The 18505-nt window shown below is 68.5% G+C and carries 17 protein-coding genes; 9 read left to right on the top strand and 8 right to left on the bottom strand.

The features are described 5' to 3' along the window. Positions 1-203 precede the first annotated feature (203 nt). The 3 genes from bluB to VK92_RS37595 form a co-directional block, all read right to left on the bottom strand. Positions 204-983, bottom strand: a complete 780-nt coding sequence (bluB, locus tag VK92_RS37605) for a 5,6-dimethylbenzimidazole synthase (protein ID WP_048029110.1) — start codon at positions 981-983, stop codon at positions 204-206. A gap of 179 nt (positions 984-1162) precedes the next feature. After that, complete coding sequence (locus tag VK92_RS37600) at positions 1163-2161, bottom strand: 2-hydroxyacid dehydrogenase (RefSeq protein ID WP_048023666.1); 999 nt, start codon at positions 2159-2161, stop codon at positions 1163-1165. Between the two features lie 30 nt (positions 2162-2191). Next, positions 2192-3175 (bottom strand): LysR family transcriptional regulator, encoded by a 984-nt coding sequence (locus VK92_RS37595; protein WP_021157144.1) that lies wholly within the window; start codon positions 3173-3175, stop codon positions 2192-2194. Positions 3176-3211: 36 nt separating this feature from the next. On the opposite strand from VK92_RS37595, the gene VK92_RS42285 reads away from it, so the two are divergent. Then, the gene (locus VK92_RS42285; RefSeq protein WP_156187226.1) at positions 3212-3865 is read left to right on the top strand and encodes a hypothetical protein; all 654 of its coding nucleotides are present in this window, start codon (positions 3212-3214) and stop codon (positions 3863-3865) included. Between the two features lie 65 nt (positions 3866-3930). Then, positions 3931-5142 (top strand): pyridoxal-phosphate-dependent aminotransferase family protein, encoded by a 1212-nt coding sequence (locus tag VK92_RS37590; RefSeq protein ID WP_027788247.1) that lies wholly within the window; start codon positions 3931-3933, stop codon positions 5140-5142. Between the two features lie 18 nt (positions 5143-5160). Here VK92_RS37590 and VK92_RS37585 read toward each other — a convergent pair whose 3' ends face one another. After that, positions 5161-6096 carry an AraC family transcriptional regulator gene (locus VK92_RS37585; RefSeq protein ID WP_021157141.1) on the bottom strand — a complete coding sequence of 312 codons (936 nt, stop codon included), beginning with the start codon at positions 6094-6096 and terminating at the stop codon, positions 5161-5163. Positions 6097-6233: 137 nt separating this feature from the next. On the opposite strand from VK92_RS37585, the gene VK92_RS37580 reads away from it, so the two are divergent. The 3 genes from VK92_RS37580 to VK92_RS37570 all read left to right on the top strand — a co-directional run bounded on the left by VK92_RS37580 (position 6234) and on the right by VK92_RS37570 (position 8515). After that, the gene (locus tag VK92_RS37580; RefSeq protein ID WP_048023665.1) at positions 6234-7124 is read left to right on the top strand and encodes a DMT family transporter; all 891 of its coding nucleotides are present in this window, start codon (positions 6234-6236) and stop codon (positions 7122-7124) included. A 113-nt stretch (positions 7125-7237) separates the two neighbouring features. After that, positions 7238-7909 (top strand): hypothetical protein, encoded by a 672-nt coding sequence (locus VK92_RS37575; RefSeq protein WP_048023664.1) that lies wholly within the window; start codon positions 7238-7240, stop codon positions 7907-7909. Positions 7910-7918: 9 nt separating this feature from the next. Beyond that, positions 7919-8515, top strand: a complete 597-nt coding sequence (locus VK92_RS37570) for an RES family NAD+ phosphorylase (protein WP_048023663.1) — start codon at positions 7919-7921, stop codon at positions 8513-8515. Positions 8516-8610: 95 nt separating this feature from the next. Here VK92_RS37570 and VK92_RS37565 read toward each other — a convergent pair whose 3' ends face one another. Next, entirely contained in the window at positions 8611-9825 is a 1215-nt protein-coding gene (locus VK92_RS37565; RefSeq protein ID WP_048023662.1) for an MFS transporter, read from the bottom strand. 338 nt (positions 9826-10163) lie between these two features. Here VK92_RS37565 and xdhA point away from each other — a divergent pair, with 338 nt between their 5' ends. The 4 genes from xdhA to VK92_RS37545 all read left to right on the top strand — a co-directional run bounded on the left by xdhA (position 10164) and on the right by VK92_RS37545 (position 15282). Continuing rightward, positions 10164-11708, top strand: a complete 1545-nt coding sequence (gene xdhA, locus VK92_RS37560; protein ID WP_048023661.1) for a xanthine dehydrogenase small subunit — start codon at positions 10164-10166, stop codon at positions 11706-11708. Between the two features lie 18 nt (positions 11709-11726). Then, positions 11727-14090, top strand: a complete 2364-nt coding sequence (xdhB, locus tag VK92_RS37555; protein ID WP_048023660.1) for a xanthine dehydrogenase molybdopterin binding subunit — start codon at positions 11727-11729, stop codon at positions 14088-14090. Positions 14091-14174: 84 nt separating this feature from the next. After that, positions 14175-14792: a xanthine dehydrogenase accessory protein XdhC gene (gene xdhC, locus VK92_RS37550; protein ID WP_048023658.1), complete on the top strand. Its 618-nt coding sequence runs from the start codon at positions 14175-14177 to the stop codon at positions 14790-14792. A gap of 88 nt (positions 14793-14880) precedes the next feature. Continuing rightward, positions 14881-15282: a nuclear transport factor 2 family protein gene (locus VK92_RS37545; protein ID WP_021157132.1), complete on the top strand. Its 402-nt coding sequence runs from the start codon at positions 14881-14883 to the stop codon at positions 15280-15282. Between the two features lie 30 nt (positions 15283-15312). On the opposite strand, the gene VK92_RS37540 is transcribed toward VK92_RS37545, so the two are convergent. The 3 genes from VK92_RS37540 to VK92_RS37530 form a co-directional block, all read right to left on the bottom strand. After that, positions 15313-16260 carry a LysR family transcriptional regulator gene (locus VK92_RS37540; protein ID WP_021157131.1) on the bottom strand — a complete coding sequence of 316 codons (948 nt, stop codon included), beginning with the start codon at positions 16258-16260 and terminating at the stop codon, positions 15313-15315. 68 nt (positions 16261-16328) lie between these two features. Continuing rightward, positions 16329-16967 carry a DsbA family protein gene (locus VK92_RS37535; RefSeq protein WP_021157130.1) on the bottom strand — a complete coding sequence of 213 codons (639 nt, stop codon included), beginning with the start codon at positions 16965-16967 and terminating at the stop codon, positions 16329-16331. A 94-nt stretch (positions 16968-17061) separates the two neighbouring features. After that, positions 17062-18504: a TAXI family TRAP transporter solute-binding subunit gene (locus VK92_RS37530; RefSeq protein ID WP_048029112.1), complete on the bottom strand. Its 1443-nt coding sequence runs from the start codon at positions 18502-18504 to the stop codon at positions 17062-17064. Position 18505 lies beyond the last annotated feature (1 nt).

Below are 18505 nucleotides of genomic sequence, written 5' to 3'. Positions count from 1 at the left end.
GCGCAGGATGCGCGGGACGGGCGGGCGGGAAGGCGAACGACAGCCGCGATTCTACTTCAGTGAAAACCCCTATGCTTGGGGCCAAAACGGATGTTGCCGGCGTGCGACGAGGCTGCGCGCGTGAAGCTCACAGTGTGGGATTCAACGGGGTTTTCTGGGGTGAATGTGCCGGTGCCGGCGCGATGCCGGCGACCGCGTACACGTCAGGCGATGCGTCCGGGGGAGCCGTCGACGCTCGTGATCGGCGCCCCCGGGGTGCTTGCGGAGCCGGAGGCCGTGCCGGTGCCCGCTGTCGCGTCCGCGCGCGACGAAGGCGTCGAAGGCGTGCCGGCGGCATCGATCGGGGCCGGATCGTCCCAGCCGTTTTCGAACAGGCACGCTTCGATCGGCATCCGTGCGGCCCAACGCTCCTGCTCGAGCATCGGTTTCGCATAGAACGCGTCGACGTGCCCGACGCACAGCACGGCAATCGGCTTCGCGCCGTCGGGCATGCGCAGCAGCGCGCGCAGCGCGTCGACGTCGAACAGCGAGACCCAGCCCATCCCGAGCCCTTCGGCGCGGGCCGCGAGCCACATGTTCTGGATCGCGCACGCGGCGGATGCGAGATCCATTTCCGGCAGCGTGCGGCGGCCGAACACATGGCGCTCGCGGCCGTCGGCGAGCGCGACGACCAGCAGCTCGCCGCATTCGCGCACGCCTTCGACTTTCAGCCGCATGAATTCGTCCTGGCGCTCGCCGAGTGCGTCGGCGGTCGCGCGGCGCTCGGCCTCGACCAGCGCGTGGATCGCGGTGCGCAGCGCGGGATCGGTGATGCGGATGAAGCGCCACGGCTGCATGAAGCCGACGCTCGGCGCGTGATGCGCCGCGCGCAGCAGGCGCGCGAGCACGGCGGGATCGACGGGCGCCGGCGTGAAGTGGCGCATGTCGCGCCGTTCGAAAATGGCGCGGTAGACGGCGGCGATGTCGGAATCGTCGAAACGCATGAGCGGGAGGGGCGGGATAACGTCGGCGCAACGATAGCAGACGGCGCGCCGGAATCGTTGCATCAGTCGAAACAAAGCACGAAATTGTTGATGAAGCGCGCTTCGTTTGCAGCGATGGCCACAAGCAAACGATTGCGGCAGCGCCGGCAACCGTCAAATGAGCCGTTTTCGTCGGTTTGTCAGCGATTCGCGGTCACGACGTTCTGCGGCGTGCCCGCATGCCACGCCTCGATGTTCAGCAGTGTCGTGTGCGCGATCTCGGCCAGCGCTTCGCGCGTGAAGAACGCCTGGTGGGACGTGACGATCACGTTGGGGAACGTCAGCAGGCGGGCGAGCACGTCGTCCTGCAGCGGCAGGTCGGAGTGATCCTCGAAGAAGAGCCCGCTTTCCTCTTCGTACACGTCGAGCCCGAGATGGCCGAGCTGGCCGCTCTTGAGCGCATCGACCAGCGCCTGCGCATCGACGAGGCCGCCGCGCCCGGTGTTGATCAGCATCGCGCCATGCTTCATCCGCGCGAGCGTCCGTTCGTTGATCAGGTGGTGCGTCGACGGCAGCAGCGGGCAGTGCAGGCTGACGATGTCGGCGTGGTGCAGCAGTTCGTCGAGCTCGACATAACGCGCGCCGAACGCGATCAGTTCGTCGTTGTACGGCGGCACCGAGTGCGCGAGCACATGCATCCCGAAGCCCATCATGATCTTCGCGAATACGCTGCCGATGATGCCGGTACCGATCACGCCGACGGTCTTGCCGTGCAAGTCGAAGCCGAGCAGGCCGTTCAGCGAGAAGTCGCCTTCGCGGGTGCGCGCGACCGCGCGCGGCAGGCGGCGGTTGAGCGCGAGGATCAGCGCGACCGCGTGCTCGGCCACCGCGTGCGGCGAATAGGCGGGCACGCGCACGACCGTGATGCCGAGCCGCTCGGCGGCGGCCAGGTCGACATGGTTGAAGCCCGCCGAGCGCAGCGCGATCAGGCGCGTGCCGCCGTCGGCCAGCCGCGCGAGCACGGCCGCGTCGACGGTGTCGTTGACGAACGGGCAGACGACCTCATAACCGTGCGCGAGGATCGCGGTTTCCGCGTCGAGGTGCGACGGCTGGAAGTGCAGCCGATAGCCGAACTGCCGGTTGGCGGCAGCGAACGAATCGTCGTCGTACTGCCGGCTGCTGAACAGGATCACGCGCACGCTGCATCTCCGAAGGCTGACGCGCGCAGTTTACTGCAGGCCCGTGACGATGTCGGAGCGGTCGGGCCCGCGCGGCGGCCGCAGGAAGCCGTAGTCGGTTCGTTCGCGGGCCGGCTGCGCACTGAAGTGATCGAGCGCGTGCTCGACGAAGCTGCGCGTGCGGGCCGGCACGTACTGGCGGTTCGGGTAGACGAGCGACAGTTGCGTGTCGGGATCGTCGATCCGGTAGCCGGCCATCAGCCGCACGAGCGTGCCGCTCGCGAGCGCGCCTGCGACGCACGGCTCGGGCAGCACCGCGATGCCGGCGCCGGCCACGGCCGCCGCCTGGACGAGCGCGAGCTGGTTGACCGTGCAGGTCGGGCGCACCGTGACGGAATGCGCGATGCCGTCGTGGCCGACCAGTTGCCACGCGGGCGCATGCTGGTGCGATGCGAGCGTGACCCAGTCGTGGCCCGGCAGGTCGTCGGGCAAGCGCGGCTCGCCGCGTCGCTCGAGATAGGCCGGTGCCGCGCACGCGACGAACGGGTTCGGCGCGAGCGCGTGGCCGATCAGCGTCGGGTTGCCGTCGAGCCGGTTGCCCGTGACGATGCCGACGTCGTAACCCGAATCGAGCACGTCGAGCGGCCCCTCGGAGACGGTCAGCTGCACGCGCAACTCGGGGTAGCGGTGCCGGAAGCTGCTGACGAGCGGCGTCAGTGCAAGCGGCGACAGCAGGCCCGACGCGACGACGCGCAGCGTGCCGGCCGGTTCGCGCACGGCATGCGCGACGGACGATTCGAGGTGGTCGAATTCCTCGAGCAGCGCACGGCACCCGTCGAGGTAGCGCACGCCGGCCTCGGTAAGCGACAGGTTGCGCGTGGTGCGGTGGATCAGCCGTGTGTTCAGGTGGCCCTCGAGCATCGCGATCGAACGCGTGACGAGTGCATTGGACACGCCGAGATGGTGCGCCGCGCGCCGAAAGCTCTGCTGCTCGGCGACGCAGACGAATACACGCATGGTCTGAATCTGGTTCATGGCTTGCGTATTTCTGGCCCGGTTGATTGATTATGGTTGACGCTTTTCGCCGCGCAACCTCGAAAGCGTATCGCGCGGCACCCAGTTTTCCTTCGTATCGAAAAATCGTTTTTTTCGATTCCGCAGATGATTGTTCAATACAGAAGCGATATCCGTCAACCTGCGAAAAGGGGCGGGTTGCGGAAAATCGAAATAGGGAGTAACGCGTTAAACACGGTGCTGTATCGATGCCTGCCGTTCAAAGGCGGCAGGGTATTAGAGCAAGCGCCGGGTTTCTGGTATTTCCTATGTCAATCAAAGGGTTGTCGGCAATTCTGGTGCACTTGCTCCGGTATTGAAGGGAAGCGTACCCCAATACATGCAGAGGTAATGGATGTTTTTTGGGGCGGCACGTCGATTTTGCGTGCCGGATTCCATGAGGCGATTTTTAGGGCGGATTCGGTCTATTTTTTTGATGCAGAAGTTGCGTTGAACCGGCGGTTTCGACGAATCACGGTGTTATTGACGGAGAAAATCGTGCGCTTGGCGTACCAATGGAACCGTTTCACAACCTCGCCCGCAATCGTTTCTCATTTCGAATGGCTGGCGTGCGGCACGCGCACGGCTGGCTGGCCCGGTCCGGCGACCGGGCCAGCGTTGCGCTGTCCGTCCGTGCGTGCCTCTTGCGCGAGGCGGCGGAACACGGAATGATCGATCAGTTCGCCATGCAGCGCGGCGAGCGTCCGTGCACTTCCTTTCCTCACCTTTTACCCGCCATGTCCATCGATTACTCGCCGATTCCCTGTCCCGTCGTCGTGCCGCTCGACGCGATCCTGCCCGAAGAACCGCTGCTGATGATGGGGGCCGGCCCGGTTCCGATCCCGGCCGCCGTCGCGAAGGCGAACACGATCGTGATCAACCACCTCGGCGCGACGATGGCGAAGATCATCGAGCAGGTGAAGGAGATGGCGCGCTACGTGTTCCAGACCCGCACGAAGTGGGTGCTCGGCGTCGCGGGCCCCGGTTCGGCCGCGATGGAAATGGCGATCTCGAACCTCGCGTGGCGCGGTACCCGCGTGCTGTCGATTCGCAATGGCTTCTTCAGCGCGCGGATGGCCGAGATGGCCACGCGCGTCGGCGCCGACGTCGCGACGCTCGAAGTGGCCGATCGCGCGGTCGCGAGCCTCGACGAGATCGCGGATGCCATCGCGCGCGAGCGGCCCGAGATCGTCACGATCGTGCAGGGCGAGACGTCGAACACCGTGTGGAACCGCGACCTGCGCGACATCGCGGCGCTCGCGAAGGCGGCCGGTGCGCTGGTCGTGGTCGACGCGGTGTGCACGCTGTCGACGATGCCGCTCGAGATGGACGCGTGGGGCATCGACGCGGTGATCACCGGCGGCCAGAAAGGACTGTCGTCGATTCCCGGCGTGTCGCTGATCGCGTTCTCCGACGCCGCGTGGAACCGGATGAAGCAGCGCCCCGAACCGAACGCGCACTGGTGCCTCGACATGGCGCTCGCGGAGAATTTCTGGCACAACGCGGGCTATCACTACACGGCGCCCGTGTCGGGCGTGCTCGCGCTGCACGAAGCGCTGCGGCTCGTCTGCGCGGAGACGCTCGAAAGCCGCTTCGCGCGCCACCTGCGCTGCTCGCTTGCGCTGCAGGCAGGCGTCGAGTCGATGGGGCTCAAGCTCTATGCGCCGAAGGATTGCCGGCTGAACTCGGTCGTCGGGATCGAGACGCCGGAAGGGCTGACGCCGGGGATGGTCTGCGGCCACATCTCGAAGCAGTACCAGGTCGAGATCTCGGGCTCGTTCGGGTTGCCGATCGTGCGGATCGGACAGATGGGCGAGCAGTGCCGTGAACACAACCTGTTCCGGACGCTGCATGCGTTCGGCCGCACGATGGTCGACCTGAAGGTGCCGGTCGACCTGCCGGCCGGCGTCGCGGCGCTCGAACAGGAACTGTCGCGGCGCGGCGCGTAAGCGGCGACGGGGCCGCGCTCAGCGGCCCTGCATCGCACGCCGGTAGGTATTCGGCGTCGTACCGTGAGCGTCGCGGAAGCGATGGCTGAAGTGGCCGGCGTTCGCATAGCCGCAGTCGGCCGCGATCTGCGCGAGCGGCAGCGCCGTCGTGCGCAACAGCTCGCGCGCCCGCGCCAGCCGTTGCTCGGCCACCCACGCGTGCGGCGCCCGGCCGAACGACAACCGGAACATCCGCGAGAAGTGGTACTCGGATAGCGCGGCGACGTCGGCGAGTTCACCGAGCGTCAGCGGTTGCGTCAGGTACGTGTCGATGTAGTCGCGCACGCGGCGGCGCACGGCCGGCGCGAGCCCGCCGCGGAACGACGTGTCGGTGCGGGTCGTGCTCTGCCCGCGCAGCAGCAGGCTCAGCACCTCGTGTGCGGTCTCGTTCACGCGCAGCCGCTCGTCGGCATCGTCCCAGCCGTCCAGCGCGAGCGAGCGCAGCAGGGCGGCGACGCGCGCATCCTCGAAGTAGGTGCGGTCGGCGAGCTTCAGCTCGCGCGGCTCGCGGTCGAGTTCGCGGATCGCGCGCTGCGTGAAGTGCTCGGGCAGGAAATACAGGTGGATGAAGTGCATCTCGCCGCGCACCCACCAGCGTGATTCGTGGTCGCCGGGCAGCGCGCACAGCAGGCTCGGCGCACCGTAGCGCGGCACGCGCTGGCGTTCCGTCTGGTAGCCGCCGTCGAGGTAGCACGACAGCGTGTGGTGGCCCGGCTGCTCGTAGATCGTCTCGCTTTCGTCGGTGATCCGCGTCCATTCGGCGATTGCGAGATGGTCGCCGAGCCACGCGAAGCGCTCAAGCGTCGCGTTCGCGTCGGCGAGCGTGCGGCAGACCGACTGCAGGCCGAACGGCAGATCGCCGCCGGCCAGGGCGGCGGGGTGGTCGATGGGGGGCGCGGAAAGGGTGAGGCTCATGATGGGCCGAGTATAAGCGGGCGGGCGGCGCCGCGGGCGGCGGCCCGAAAAAGACAGCAATTCCGGACAATCGGCGCGCGTTGGGCGGCGGCATAGTCGGAGTCCCGTTTCACCCGTCTTTTTGGATCGTCGCCGCCATGAACCTGTCGCTTTATTTCGTCACCGTGCTGATCTGGGGCACCACCTGGATCGCGATCAAGTGGCAGCTCGGCTCCGTGCCGCCGCCCGTGTCGATCGCATGGCGCTTCTGGCTCGCGGCCGCCGTGCTGTTCGCGCTGCTGCGCGTGATGCGCCGGCCGGTGCGCCCGCCGCGCGAAGCGTGGCGTTTCCTGCTGGCGCAGGGCTTCGCGCTGTTCTGCCTGAACTTCCTGTGCTTCTACTACGCGGAACAGGTCGTGCCGAGCGGCCTCGTCGCGGTGATCTTCTCGACCGCGCCGCTGTTGAATTCGATCAACGGCCGGCTGTTCATGGGCCGCCCGCTGCGGCCGTCGGCGATCGCCGGCGCGCTGCTCGGTCTGACCGGCATCGCGTGCCTGTTCTGGCAGCAGATGGCCGGCCATCTCGACGACCACGCGACCTGGACGGGGCTCGCGATCGCGCTGGCGGGCACGATGTGCTTCTCGGCCGGCAACCTGCTGTCGAGCCGGATGCAGTCGATGGGGCTGCACCCGCTCGCGACCAACGGCTGGGCGATGCTGATCGGCGCGGCGATCCTGACCGTCGGCAGCGCAGCGGCCGGCTTGCCGTTCACGCTCGACACGAGCCCGCGTTATCTCGGCGCGCTCGTCTACCTGGCCGTGCCGGGCTCGGTGATCGGTTTCACCGCCTATCTGACCCTTGTCGGCCGGATCGGGCCGGAGCGTGCCGCGTACTGCACGGTGCTGTTCTCGATCGTCGCGCTGGCGGTGTCGACGGTGTTCGAGGATTACCAGTGGTCGCCGCTCGCGGTGGTCGGGCTGCTGCTGGTGGTGGCTGGCAACCTGGTCGCGTTCGACCTGACGCGGAGGCTGTTTCCGAGGACGGCGTGACGGATGAGGGGGCTGCCCGATGTCGCCTGCCCGCTCGTCAGTTTGGTTGTCATGGTTGACTTGGTTTCGAATCGGGCCTACTCTCGAGCTTCCGGTCGTGCGAGGAGGTAGCGATGGTCAGGCAGGCTCATGCGCTTGAAGGCGCGGCTGCGGTTCTCGATGTCGAGACCGAGGAGGCGCTGCGCAGCGCCGTCGGCGCCGCGACCATGCTCGGGCCTGATCGGGCCCGGGCGCTGCTCAGGCTGTCGGACGAACAGCTGGGGCACTTGTTCAAGGTCGGTATCGCCCAGGTCATCGATCTGGCCGGCACGATCACGTTCGGCATCGCTGCCGCCGCGACCCGCGACAGACAACCGTCCGTTCGCAGGAAACCGCCTGCGAGGCCGGTGGCCCGCGCGGATGCCGCGGCCGCCGATTTCGAGCAGCGTGCGCTGGCCGAACGGCGGGCGCTCGTCGCGAAGGGCGCGCTGCTGCCGGCCGCGGAGATCTGGGCAGGGCTCGGCATGACACGGCAGGCGCTCAGCAAGGCGGTCGTGTCGGGGCGCATCTTCGCGGTCGACGTGGGGGCGGCGCAGTACTACCCGGCCTTTTATCTGACGGGCGATATCGATCGCAAGACGCTCGGAAAGGTGACGCAATGCCTCGGTGGGTTGCCGGGGTGGAGCAAATGGCAATTCTTCACGACGCCCAAGGCGTCCCTCGGCAATGTCACGCCGCTGAAGGCGCTGTCGCAGGGGAAGCTTGCCGAGGTCGAGCGTGCCGCGGCGGCGTTCGCGGAACGCTAGGAGGCGCGGTTGACGTTGAGGCCGCCGAGCGAACACTTCGCGAATGCGACGCTGGTTACGCGGACGATTCCGCCGGCGGCGCTGGTGCGCGTTTCCCGGTACGAGACGGGCGAGCCGTACTTCGGCAAGTCGGGCGGCAACCGTTTCGACGACCCGCGCAAGCGGCGCCGGTATGGCACCAGCTATTTCGGTTTCGACCTGCACTGTGCGTTCGCCGAGACGGTGCTGCACGACGAAGTCGCCGATCTCGCCGCTGGCGGCTTTCCGCTCGTGACGACGGAGCTCGAGCGCTTCGTGCTGTCGTTTACCGGCTCGCCGCTGACGGTGGCCGTCCTGCACGGCTTGCCGCTGAAAAACCTTGGCGGCGACGGCGCGCTGTCGACCGTCGTACCGTACGGCATCCCGCAGCAATGGTCGCTCGCCGTGCACGGGCATGGCCGCCGGGTCGACGGTTTTCTGTATATGTCACGCCATCTCAACACGTCGGAAGCGCTCGTGCTTTTCGATCGTGCCGAACCGAAGCTCACGCTCGAGCGCGCCGTGCCGTTCCGGCGCCACGTCGACGCGGCCCGCGTGCTGCGGGACTTCAACATACTGCCGCGTTAAGTCACGTCAAGCCGTGTCTCACCGGACGCCGACGAATGGCCCCGCGCGGCTTTCGCCGGAAGGAGGGCTCGCGCGATATCCCGCGGCCCGGGCGCTCATGCCGCCGCGCCGCTCCCCGCAACCCGCGCCTGCCGCTGGTACAGCACCATCGACAGCGCGACGCCCGCGGCGGCGGCCACCGCCGCGAACAGGAACACCTGCGGATAACCGAACGCGCCCGCGACATAGCCGGCGAGGGGGCCCGTGATGCCGAGCGACAGGTCGAGGAACACCGAGTACGCGGACAGCGCCGCGCCGCGGCTCGCGGGCGGCACGAGCGCGACGGCCTCGACGCCGAGTGCCGGGAAGATCAGCGCGAAGCCGAAACCCGTCAGCGCGGCGCCGACGAGCGCGACATGCGGCACCGGCGCGAGCCACAGCAGCACGAGGCCCGAGCATTCGAACGCGAACGACACGATCGCGACGCGGAAGCCGCCGTACGTCTTGATCGTGTTCGCGAACAGCAGGCGCGCACCGATGAACAGCGTGCCGAACACGGTCAGCGACAGCGCGGCGTTCGGCCAGTGGCGCGCCGCGTAGTACAGCGTGACGAAGGTGGCGATCGAGCCGAAGCCGGCCGAGCCGAGCGCGAGGCCGAGGCCGTGCGGCAGCACGCGCGTGAACACGCTCGCATACGACATCCGTTCGCCGTGCACGAGCGGCACGGAATCGATCAGGCGCGCGAGATAGAAGCCGGCCGCGGCGAGCGCGATCACGATCACGCCGATCAGCGCCGGATTCAGCGTATGCGCGATCGCGACGCCGACCGGCGCGCCGAGCGCGAGTGCGCCGTAGGTGGCGATCCCGTTCCACGAGATGACCTTCGCGTTGTGCGTGACGCCGACCCGGCCGATGCCCCACAGGATCGCACCGGTGCCGCACAGGCTCTCGCCGACGCCGAGCACGAGACGGCTCGCGACCAGCAGCACGAGGCTCGCGACCGGCCAGTGGGCCAGCAGCAGCGCGACGAGCAGCAGCACGCCCGACACTCCGCAGCCGACCAGCCCGCGCAGCACCGTCTGCTTCGGCCCGAGCGTATCGGCAAAGCGCCCGGCGAGCGGCCGCGACGCGAGCGTCGCGAAATACTGGACGCTGATCGCGCCGCCCGCGACGATCGCGGAAAAACCGAGGTCGTCATGGACGAAGCCCGGCAGCACCGCGAGCGGCAGGCCGATGGTCAGGTAGCAGATGAACGTGAAGCAGACGACGGACACGATTTGCAGCGTGACCGCGAACCCGCTGCGCGGCGGTGTGGCGGAATCTGTTGACATGGGGTCGGAACGAATGAGCGAAGCGAGCGGAAGACGGCGAAAAAGGGAATCGGGATTTTCCCATGGAACCGGTTTTCACGCAGGTACCATTTAGTTAGTCGCACCCCGTTTTTGACGATGCAGGACGGTGTTGAAGGCGTCGGGAACGGGTGCAGGGCACCGTGCGGAAAGGGCTGCGGGCGTTCCCCGGCGTTCATATCGCGGCAGTTATATGGGCCCCATGCGTGATGGGCTATGGGTTGCGAAATTTGATGGTGTTAGCGTGCAAACTGTCAGAAAAACGTCGGTCGAGCGCACTGCGCAGGCCGCCTTGCCCCCATTTGAAGAATCATCGAGACATGAGTGAGCCGATCCGCTTCTACCATCGTCACGCGATCCGCGAAGTCAGCGGCGCGGACGTCACCCGCACCGTGCTGCAGTACCTGCGCGAGGACGCGCATTGCACCGGCACCAAGGAAGGCTGCGCGGAAGGCGACTGCGGCGCATGCACGGTCGTCGTCGGCGAGCTGACCGACACCGGCGCGGTCGAGTTCAAGGCCGTCAACGCATGCATCCAGTTCCTGCCGACGCTCGACGGCAAGGCGCTGCTGACGGTCGAGGACCTGCGTCAGCCGGACGGCGCGCTGCATCCGGTGCAGCAGGCGATGGTCGACTGCCACGGTTCGCAATGCGGGTTCTGCACGCCGGGCTTCGTGATGTCGATGTGGGCGCTGTACGAGAAGCACGGCCACGAAGGCTGCGGCAGCGCGTGCGCGAAGGCGAAGGACGTGCCGACGCGCACCGAGATCGCCGATGCGCTCACCGGCAACCTGTGCCGCTGCACCGGCTACCGGCCGATCGTCGATGCCGCGGTGCAGATGTTCGACGCACCGGCGCCGTCGGCGCCGGTCGACACGGCCGCGCTGGCCCGCACGCTCGCGTCGCTCAAGCGCGACGACACGTTCGACTACACGACGCACGACGGCGCGCGCTTCGCGGCGCCGCGCACGCTCGACGCGCTGGCCGCGCTGAAGGTCGAGCGGCCCGACGCGCCCATTCTGGCGGGCAGCACCGACATCGGCTTGTGGGTCACGAAGCAGATGCGCCGGCTCGACGACCTGATCTACGTCGGACGGATCGCCGAACTGCAGCGCGTCGTGCACGGCGACGACTGGATCGAGATCGGCGCGGGCGTGACGGTCGAGAACGGGTATGCGGCGCTGGCCGGTACATATCCGGAGTTGACCGAAATGTGGAAGCGCTTCGCGTCGCTGCCGATCCGCAACGCCGGCACGATCGGCGGTAACGTCGCGAACGGCTCGCCGATCGGCGATTCGATGCCGGGCCTGATCGCGCTCGGCGCACGCGTGGTGCTGCGCGGCGGCGACACGGTGCGCGAGCTGCCGCTCGAGGCGCTGTACACGGGCTACCAGCAGAAGGACATGGCGCCGCACGAATTCGTCGTCGGCCTGAAGGTGCCGACCCGCACCGGCGCGCGCGAGAAGCTGCAGTTCCGCACGTACAAGCTGTCGAAGCGGTTCGACTCCGACATCTCGGCCGTGTGCGCGGCGTTTGCGTTCATCGCGGACGGCGACACGATCCGCGAGCCGCGCATCGCGTTCGGCGGGATGGCCGCGACGCCGAAGCGCGCGACGCACACGGAGAGCGTGCTCGACGGCGCGCAATGGCACGAAGCCACCGCGCAGGCCGCGATGCAGGCGCTCGAGCGCGACTACCAGCCGCTGTCCGACATGCGCGCGACGAGCACGTACCGCCTCGATACCGCGAAGAACCTGATGTACCGATTCTGGCTGGAGACGCGCCCGCACGACCCGCTGCCGCCGCAAGCCCTGAATGTGCGTGAAGTGGCCGCCGAAACCGGCACCGACGCGGCGCGCGTCTGAAGACGGAGAACCCCGAACATGAACCAGCAAGCAGAACCGTTCCTGAACACCCTCGATCCGCAAGCCGACGCCGCGCAGGTCCACGTCTCGCGCGCGCACGAATCCGCGCACCTGCACGTCAGCGGACGTGCCACCTACACCGACGACATCCCGATCGTCGCGGGCACGCTGCACGCGGCGCTCGGCCTGTCGGCGAAACCGCACGCGAAGATCGTGTCGATGAACTTCGACGCTGTGCGCGCGACGCCGGGCGTGGTCGCCGTGTTCACGGCCGACGACATCCCGGGCGTCAACGATTGCGGTCCGATCATCCACGACGACCCGGTGCTCGCGAAGGGCATCGTGCAGTTCGTCGGCCAGCCGATGTTCATCGTCGTCGCGACGTCGCATGAAACCGCGCGGCTTGCCGCGCGCCGCGCACAGGTCGACTACGAGGAGTTGCCGGCGATTCTCACCGCGCAGGAAGCGCGCGCGGCCGAAACCTACGTGATCCCGCCGTTGAAGCTCGCGCGCGGCGACGCGGCCGCGCGCCTCGCCGCCGCACCGCATCGCGAGTCGGGCGAAATGCTGCTCGGCGGCCAGGAGCAGTTCTACCTCGAAGGGCAGATCGCGTACGCGGTGCCGAAGGACGACGACGGGATGCACGTGTACTGCTCGACGCAGCACCCGAGCGAGATGCAGCACCTCGTCGCGCACGTGCTCGGCGTCGCGTCGCACAACGTGCTCGTCGAGTGCCGCCGGATGGGCGGCGGGTTCGGCGGCAAGGAATCGCAGTCGGGCCTGTTCGCGTGCTGCGCGGCGCTCGCCGCGTGGAAGCTGCTGTGCCCGGTGAAGCTGCGTCCGGATCGCGACGACGACATGATGATCACCGGCAAGCGCCACGACTTCCATTACCGCTTCGACGTCGGTTACGACGACGACGGCCGCATCGACGGCGTCGCGCTCGACATGACGTCGCGCTGCGGCTTCTCGGCCGACCTGTCGGGCCCGGTGATGACGCGCGCGGTATGCCATTTCGACAACGCGTACTGGCTCGGCGACGTGAACATCGCCGGCTATTGCGGCAAGACCAACACGCAGTCGAACACCGCGTTCCGCGGCTTCGGCGGCCCGCAGGGCGCGTTCGCGATCGAGTACATCCTCGACGACATCGCGCGCTCGCTCGATCGCGATCCGCTCGACGTGCGCTACGCGAACCTGTACGGCAAGACCGAACGCAACGTGACGCCTTACGGACAGACGGTCGAGGACAACGTGCTGCAGGAGCTGCTCGGCGAACTCGAGGCGACGAGCGACTACCGCGCGCGGCGTGCGGGCGTGCGCGAATTCAACGCGCGCAACACGGTGCTGAAGAAGGGCATCGCGCTCACGCCGGTGAAGTTCGGCATCGCGTTCAACGTCACGCACTTCAACCAGGCCGGCGCGCTGGTGCACATCTATACCGACGGCTCGGTGCTCGTGAACCACGGCGGCACGGAGATGGGGCAGGGGCTCAACACGAAGGTCGCGCAGGTCGTCGCGCACGAGCTCGGCATCCGCTTCGGCCGGATCCGCGTGACGGCGACCGACACCAGCAAGGTCGCGAACACGTCCGCGACGGCGGCTTCCACGGGCTCGGACCTGAACGGCAAGGCCGCGCAGGATGCGGCGCGCCAGCTGCGCGAGCGGCTCGCGGTGTTCGCGGCGAAGCAGTTCGGCGACGGCAAGGTCGACGCGGCCGACGTGAAGTTCGGCAACGATTTCGTGTGGGTCGGCGGCAACGGCGTGCCGTTCGGCGACGTGATCGCGAAGGCGTACCTCGCGCGCGTGCAGCTGTGGTCCGACGGTTTCTACGCGACGCCGAAGCTGTACTGGGATCAGTCGAAGCTGCAGGGCCGGCCGTTCTACTACTACTCGTACGGCGCGGCCGTGTCGGAAGTCGTGATCGACACGCTGACGGGGGAGATGCGCACGCTGCGCGTCGATGCGCTGCACGACGTGGGCGCATCGCTGAACCCGGCGCTCGACATCGGCCAGGTCGAAGGCGCGTTCATCCAGGGGATGGGCTGGCTGACGACCGAGGAGCTGTGGTGGAACAAGGGCGGCAAGCTGATGACGCATGCGCCGTCGACGTACAAGATCCCGACGGTGAACGACACGCCGCCCGAGTTCAACGTGCAGCTGTTCAAGAACCGCAACGTCGAGGACAGCATCCACCGTTCGAAGGCCGTCGGCGAGCCGCCGCTGCTGCTGCCGTTCTCGGTGTTCTTCGCGGTGCGCGACGCGGTGGCCGCGGTCGGCGACTACCAGGTGAACCCGCCGCTCGATGCGCCGGCCACCGGTGAGTCGATCCTGCGCGCGGTCAGCGCAGTGCGTGCGGCGCGCGCCGGTCAGGCAGGCTGAGATGAAACGGCTCCCGTGCTCGCTTCGTTCGCTGCTTCCGATGGGGGCGGTCAGCCTCCTTGGGGCGGCCCGACGGAGGCTGACATGAACGGCCCCGCACGCTCGCTTCGCACCGCGCCGCCGGAAGCGTTCGCGCAGGGCACCGGCCAGCGCAACCGCGCGAGCGGCACGCGGGCGCCGATGCACATCGTGCTGTTCGGCGCCGGGCACGTCGGTCACGCGCTCGTCACGCTGCTCGGCGCACTGCCGTGCGTCGTGCAGTGGGTCGACACGCGCGACGAGCTGTTCCCGGACGAATGTCCGCCGAACGTGCAGCCGGAGCCGACCGACACGCCGGAGGCCGTCGTCGACGCGGCGCCGCCCGGCGCATATTTCCTCGTGATGACGCACAACCACGCGCTCGACTTCTCGCTCGCCGCGCAGATCATGCGGCGGCGCGACTATGCGTACTTCGGGATGATCGGCTCGCGCACCAAGCGCGTGAAGTTCGAACGCCGGCTTGCCGCGCGCGGCGTCGATCCAGCGCGGCTCGTCGAGATGGTGTGCCCGATCGGCGTCGCGGGCATCGTCGACAAGGCGCCGGGCGCGATCGCGGTGGCCGTGTGCGCGGAGCTGCTGCAGGCGCGCTCGGGCATGCCGGTGGCCGATGCGAAGGCCGCGGCGGCGGGGCGTGCGCGGGACGACGTGTCCTGCGCGCGGTAGCATGGCGCGGCCAGCGCATGGCCGCGCGTTTTTGCATACACTGCACGACGACGCGCGGCACCGGGCCGCGCCTTACCGTGCACGCACCATGTCCGATCACCAGGTTTATCTCGACACGCTCGATGCGAGCCTCGTCGCCATCGAGCGCTGGTTGTCCGGCGCCGATACCGCGCCCGGGGCGCTCGACGCGCTGCTCGCTTGGTTCTCCGCCGATTTCACGATGATCCTGACCGACGGCCGCGAGGTCGACCACGACGGCACGCGCGCGCTGTTCGCGAAGCTCGCCGGCGCGAAGCCGGGGCTGCGCATCACGCTGTCGGATACCCGCGTGCTCACGGCCGACGCGTCGCATGCGACGCTCACCTATCTCGAAGCGCAGCACGCGGCCTCGGGCGAGCTGCCCGCGCGCCGCGCGACCGCCGTGTTCGAACGTGACGCGGCGGGCGTCGTGCGCTGGACCCATCTGCAGGAAACCTTCTGCACGGCCTGAGTGGCCGCGCCGAGGCTCGACGCTCGCGGCTCAGCGCTTGCGGCCGCGGGCGACCGTCAGCTCGTCGGACACGCTCTGCATCAGCGCGCACAGCCACGCGATGTCGGTCGGCCGGTCGGGTTGCGGATGCGTGAGCAGGTAGCTCTTGATGCGCGGAAACGGCACCGGCGGCGTGACGACGACGAGCGGCAGCAACTGCGCATAATGCGTCGCGAAGCGGCGCGTCGTCGTGAAGATCAGGTCCGATTGCAGCAGCACCTGCGGCACGATCCCGAAGTACGGAAGCGTCGTCACGATGCGCCGCGTGAGGTGCGCGCGGGCAAGGCCGATCTCGATCGCGTTGCGTTTGTCGCCGGTGTACGGCGTCGGCGCGACGTGCGCGGCCGACGCGTACGCTTCGCGCGTGAGCGGCCCGCGCGCGAGCGGGTGCGCATCGCGCATCAGGCACACGATCGTGTCGGAGAACAGGTCCTGGCGTGCGAACTGCGGGTCGGGTTTCGGCCAGTTGCCGATCACGAGATCGAGCGCGCCGGATTCGAGCGCGCCCGCATGATCGAGCGCGGGATTCAGCGAATCGATTTCCAGGTGCGCATGCGGCGCCGCGTCGCGAAAGCGCTCGATCAGCGTCGGCATGAAGAAATCGTTCAGGTAATCGGGCGCGGCGACGCGGAACGTGCGCCGTGCGGACGACGGATCGAAGTCGCCGTGCGGCGTCGCGATGAAATCGACCTCGCGCAGTGCGCGCTGCGCGGCCTCGAGCAGCGACGCGCCGTATTCGGTCGGCACCATGCCGGATTTGCCGCGCACGAGGATCGGGTCGTTCAGCGTCTCGCGCAGCTTGCGCAGCGCGGTGCTGATCGCGGGCTGGGTCTGGTTCAGGCGCAGCGCGGCCTGCGTGACGCTGCGCTCGAGCAGCAGCGTGCGCAGCACACGCACGAGCCAGATATCGAGCGAGGCGGTACGGTCGTCGTCTTCCATCGGTGGGGGTGATTCGGGTGACGCGTAACGTTACCGTAATCGCGCGTTGCCGTGCGTGATACCGGCCATCACGCGCGGCCCTTCGGCAGCGCGCTGATCCGCTTGACCTCGCGCGATTCGAGCCAGTTCGGCGTGCGCGCGCAGTACAGCACCATCGGCAGCGCGTCCTCGCCCCAGAACAGCTGCCGGTTCATCCAGAACGTCGGCACGCCGAACACCCCGAGCGCGATCGCGTCGGCGTTGTTGCGCGCCAGTTGCGCGGCGGTCTCCTCGAATTCGATCAGCTCGTCGCCGTGGCCGACGCCGACCCGCTCGCACAATGCCGCGAACCCTTCCGGCGTCGAGGGGTCGTTGCCGTCGCGCCAGATGAAGCGGAACATTTCCAGCACGGTCGCGATGTCGGCGCGCAGCGCGATCGCGAGGCGCAGCACCTTGTCGGACTCGAACGGGTGAGCGGGCGGCATCTTGAAGCGGATGCCGAGCTGCTCGGCGCGGAACAGCGCGTGACGGTACGTGAACACGCGCTTGGCCGGCACGTCGGCGCTGGGGCGTTGCCCCCAGTGCCGCTGCAGGTCGGGCAGCGACACGGCGACGGGTTCGAACGGCACGTCCGGCCACTTGTCGTGCTGTTCGAGGAGCAGGTAGGAGAACGGCGACACGAAGTCGAAGAACCAGGCGGGCTGGGCGATATCGAGGCCGGTTGTCATGTCGATCTCCAGTGGATGGGGCGTGCGGCGTCTGGCGGCGGCCTCCATGTTACGCGGCGGCGCACGCATGCGGCAATGATCGCGGATCGTCCGGTCAAGCGGAACCGGGAGTCGCCCGAGGGGGCGCGCCGGCCGGCGGCGCGGCGTCGGCACGTGCCTGCGGCGCACCGCCGGCGCCCGGCGGGCCGGCCGGCGTGTCGTGGTCGTGCGCGGTGAGCCGTTCGCGCACGAAGCCGATGTGCTCGCGCAGCACGTAGAACTGGCCCGCATAGGCGAGCGGCATCTTCATCCGGTTCACGGCTTCCTCGATGTCGTCGAGTTCGTCGAGCAACTGCACGCGCTCCTCGGCCGTGTGCTCGCCGAGCGCGCGGCGCTCGAGTGCGATCAGCGCGCCGTACCAGCGGTAGATGCGCGAGCGCACGCGCCAGCCGTACAGCGACGGCACGAGCCGCAGCCCGGGGATCAGCACGACGATCAGCGGCACGACCACGACGAGCAGCCGGTCGACGAGGCTCGCGACCCAGAACGGCAGCCGCCGGTACAGGAAGGACTTGCCGGATTTGTAGTAGCGCGCGGCGTCGTCGGACAGCGGGAAGCCGCGCGTGACGGACGACGGGAATTCGCCCGCGTGCTGCAGGATCGTCGCGTGGCCGTGCACCTCGCGCGCGGCCTCGATCAGCAGGTCGGACAGCGCGGGGTGCAGCGAGTCGCGTGCGACCAGCTCGATGGTCGGCGCGACCGTGTGGATGTCGGCGGGCGGCAGGTTGCGGCCGAGATCGTAGACGCCCATCGGCAGCGTGATCGCGGTCAGGTACGGGAAGCGCCGCGCATACGCCTCGGCCTGCGTGAACGAATACACGTGCACGCCCGGTGCGCGGAACAGCTTCGCCATCACCGGGATCTGTGTCGAGTCGCCGGACAGGAATGCCGCGTCGATCTTGCCGTCGAGCAGCGCGGTGGCCGCATCCTCGCCGGCGGTCGGCAGCAGCTCGGTCGACCCGCCCGGCACGATGCCGTTCATCTTCAGCAGCGCGAGGCTCAGTTCGCGCGCGCCGCTGCCTTCCGCGCCGAGCGCGAGCCGCTTGCCCTTGAAGTCGGACAGGCGCGCGACGACCGGGCCGCGGTACATGATCGCGAGCGGCACGTAGCCGATGCTGCCCAGCGACACGAGGTGCTCGTCGCGCTCTTTCGGGCCGATGCCGCTCTGCACGAAGCCGACGTCGACCGGCGCGTTCGGGTTCGACAGCCGCGCGAGGTTCTGGGCGGACCCTTCGGACGACTGGACGTCGAGCGTGACGCCGTTCTTCGCGAGGATCGTCTTGTATTTCTGCGCGGCGTTCCAGTACGTGCTGCCGGGCGGCCCGGACGAGATCACGAGCGTAGACGGCGGGGCCGGCTGGATCAGCTTGACCGCGAGCCAGACGGCCGTGGCGGCGAGCAGCACGGTGGGGCCGATCGACAGCGCGAGGTCGCGCCACGACACCGCGACGAAGCGGGCGAGGATGCGGCGAGGCGGGCGGGGGCGGGCTGGCTTCATT

Source organism: Burkholderia sp. LK4 (assembly GCF_001043615.1).
Taxonomy (GTDB): Bacteria; Pseudomonadota; Gammaproteobacteria; order Burkholderiales; family Burkholderiaceae; genus Burkholderia; species Burkholderia cepacia.
Note: the sequence above shows the minus strand (reverse complement) of the source record. Positions and strands in the feature narration are given on the sequence as shown.

Coding starts and splice junctions, on each gene's coding strand:
- VK92_RS37585 (WP_021157141.1), bottom strand. CDS start 6,096: ATGAGCCTCACCCTTTCCGCGCCCCCCATCGACCACCCCGCCGCCCTG.
- bluB (WP_048029110.1), bottom strand. CDS start 983: ATGCGTTTCGACGATTCCGACATCGCCGCCGTCTACCGCGCCATTTTC.
- VK92_RS37535 (WP_021157130.1), bottom strand. CDS start 16,967: ATGACAACCGGCCTCGATATCGCCCAGCCCGCCTGGTTCTTCGACTTC.
- VK92_RS37575 (WP_048023664.1), top strand. CDS start 7,238: ATGGTCAGGCAGGCTCATGCGCTTGAAGGCGCGGCTGCGGTTCTCGAT.
- VK92_RS37565 (WP_048023662.1), bottom strand. CDS start 9,825: ATGTCAACAGATTCCGCCACACCGCCGCGCAGCGGGTTCGCGGTCACG.
- VK92_RS37580 (WP_048023665.1), top strand. CDS start 6,234: ATGAACCTGTCGCTTTATTTCGTCACCGTGCTGATCTGGGGCACCACC.
- VK92_RS37590 (WP_027788247.1), top strand. CDS start 3,931: ATGTCCATCGATTACTCGCCGATTCCCTGTCCCGTCGTCGTGCCGCTC.
- xdhA (WP_048023661.1), top strand. CDS start 10,164: ATGAGTGAGCCGATCCGCTTCTACCATCGTCACGCGATCCGCGAAGTC.
- xdhB (WP_048023660.1), top strand. CDS start 11,727: ATGAACCAGCAAGCAGAACCGTTCCTGAACACCCTCGATCCGCAAGCC.
- VK92_RS37545 (WP_021157132.1), top strand. CDS start 14,881: ATGTCCGATCACCAGGTTTATCTCGACACGCTCGATGCGAGCCTCGTC.
- VK92_RS37540 (WP_021157131.1), bottom strand. CDS start 16,260: ATGGAAGACGACGACCGTACCGCCTCGCTCGATATCTGGCTCGTGCGT.
- xdhC (WP_048023658.1), top strand. CDS start 14,175: ATGAACGGCCCCGCACGCTCGCTTCGCACCGCGCCGCCGGAAGCGTTC.
- VK92_RS37595 (WP_021157144.1), bottom strand. CDS start 3,175: ATGAACCAGATTCAGACCATGCGTGTATTCGTCTGCGTCGCCGAGCAG.
- VK92_RS37530 (WP_048029112.1), bottom strand. CDS start 18,504: ATGAAGCCAGCCCGCCCCCGCCCGCCTCGCCGCATCCTCGCCCGCTTC.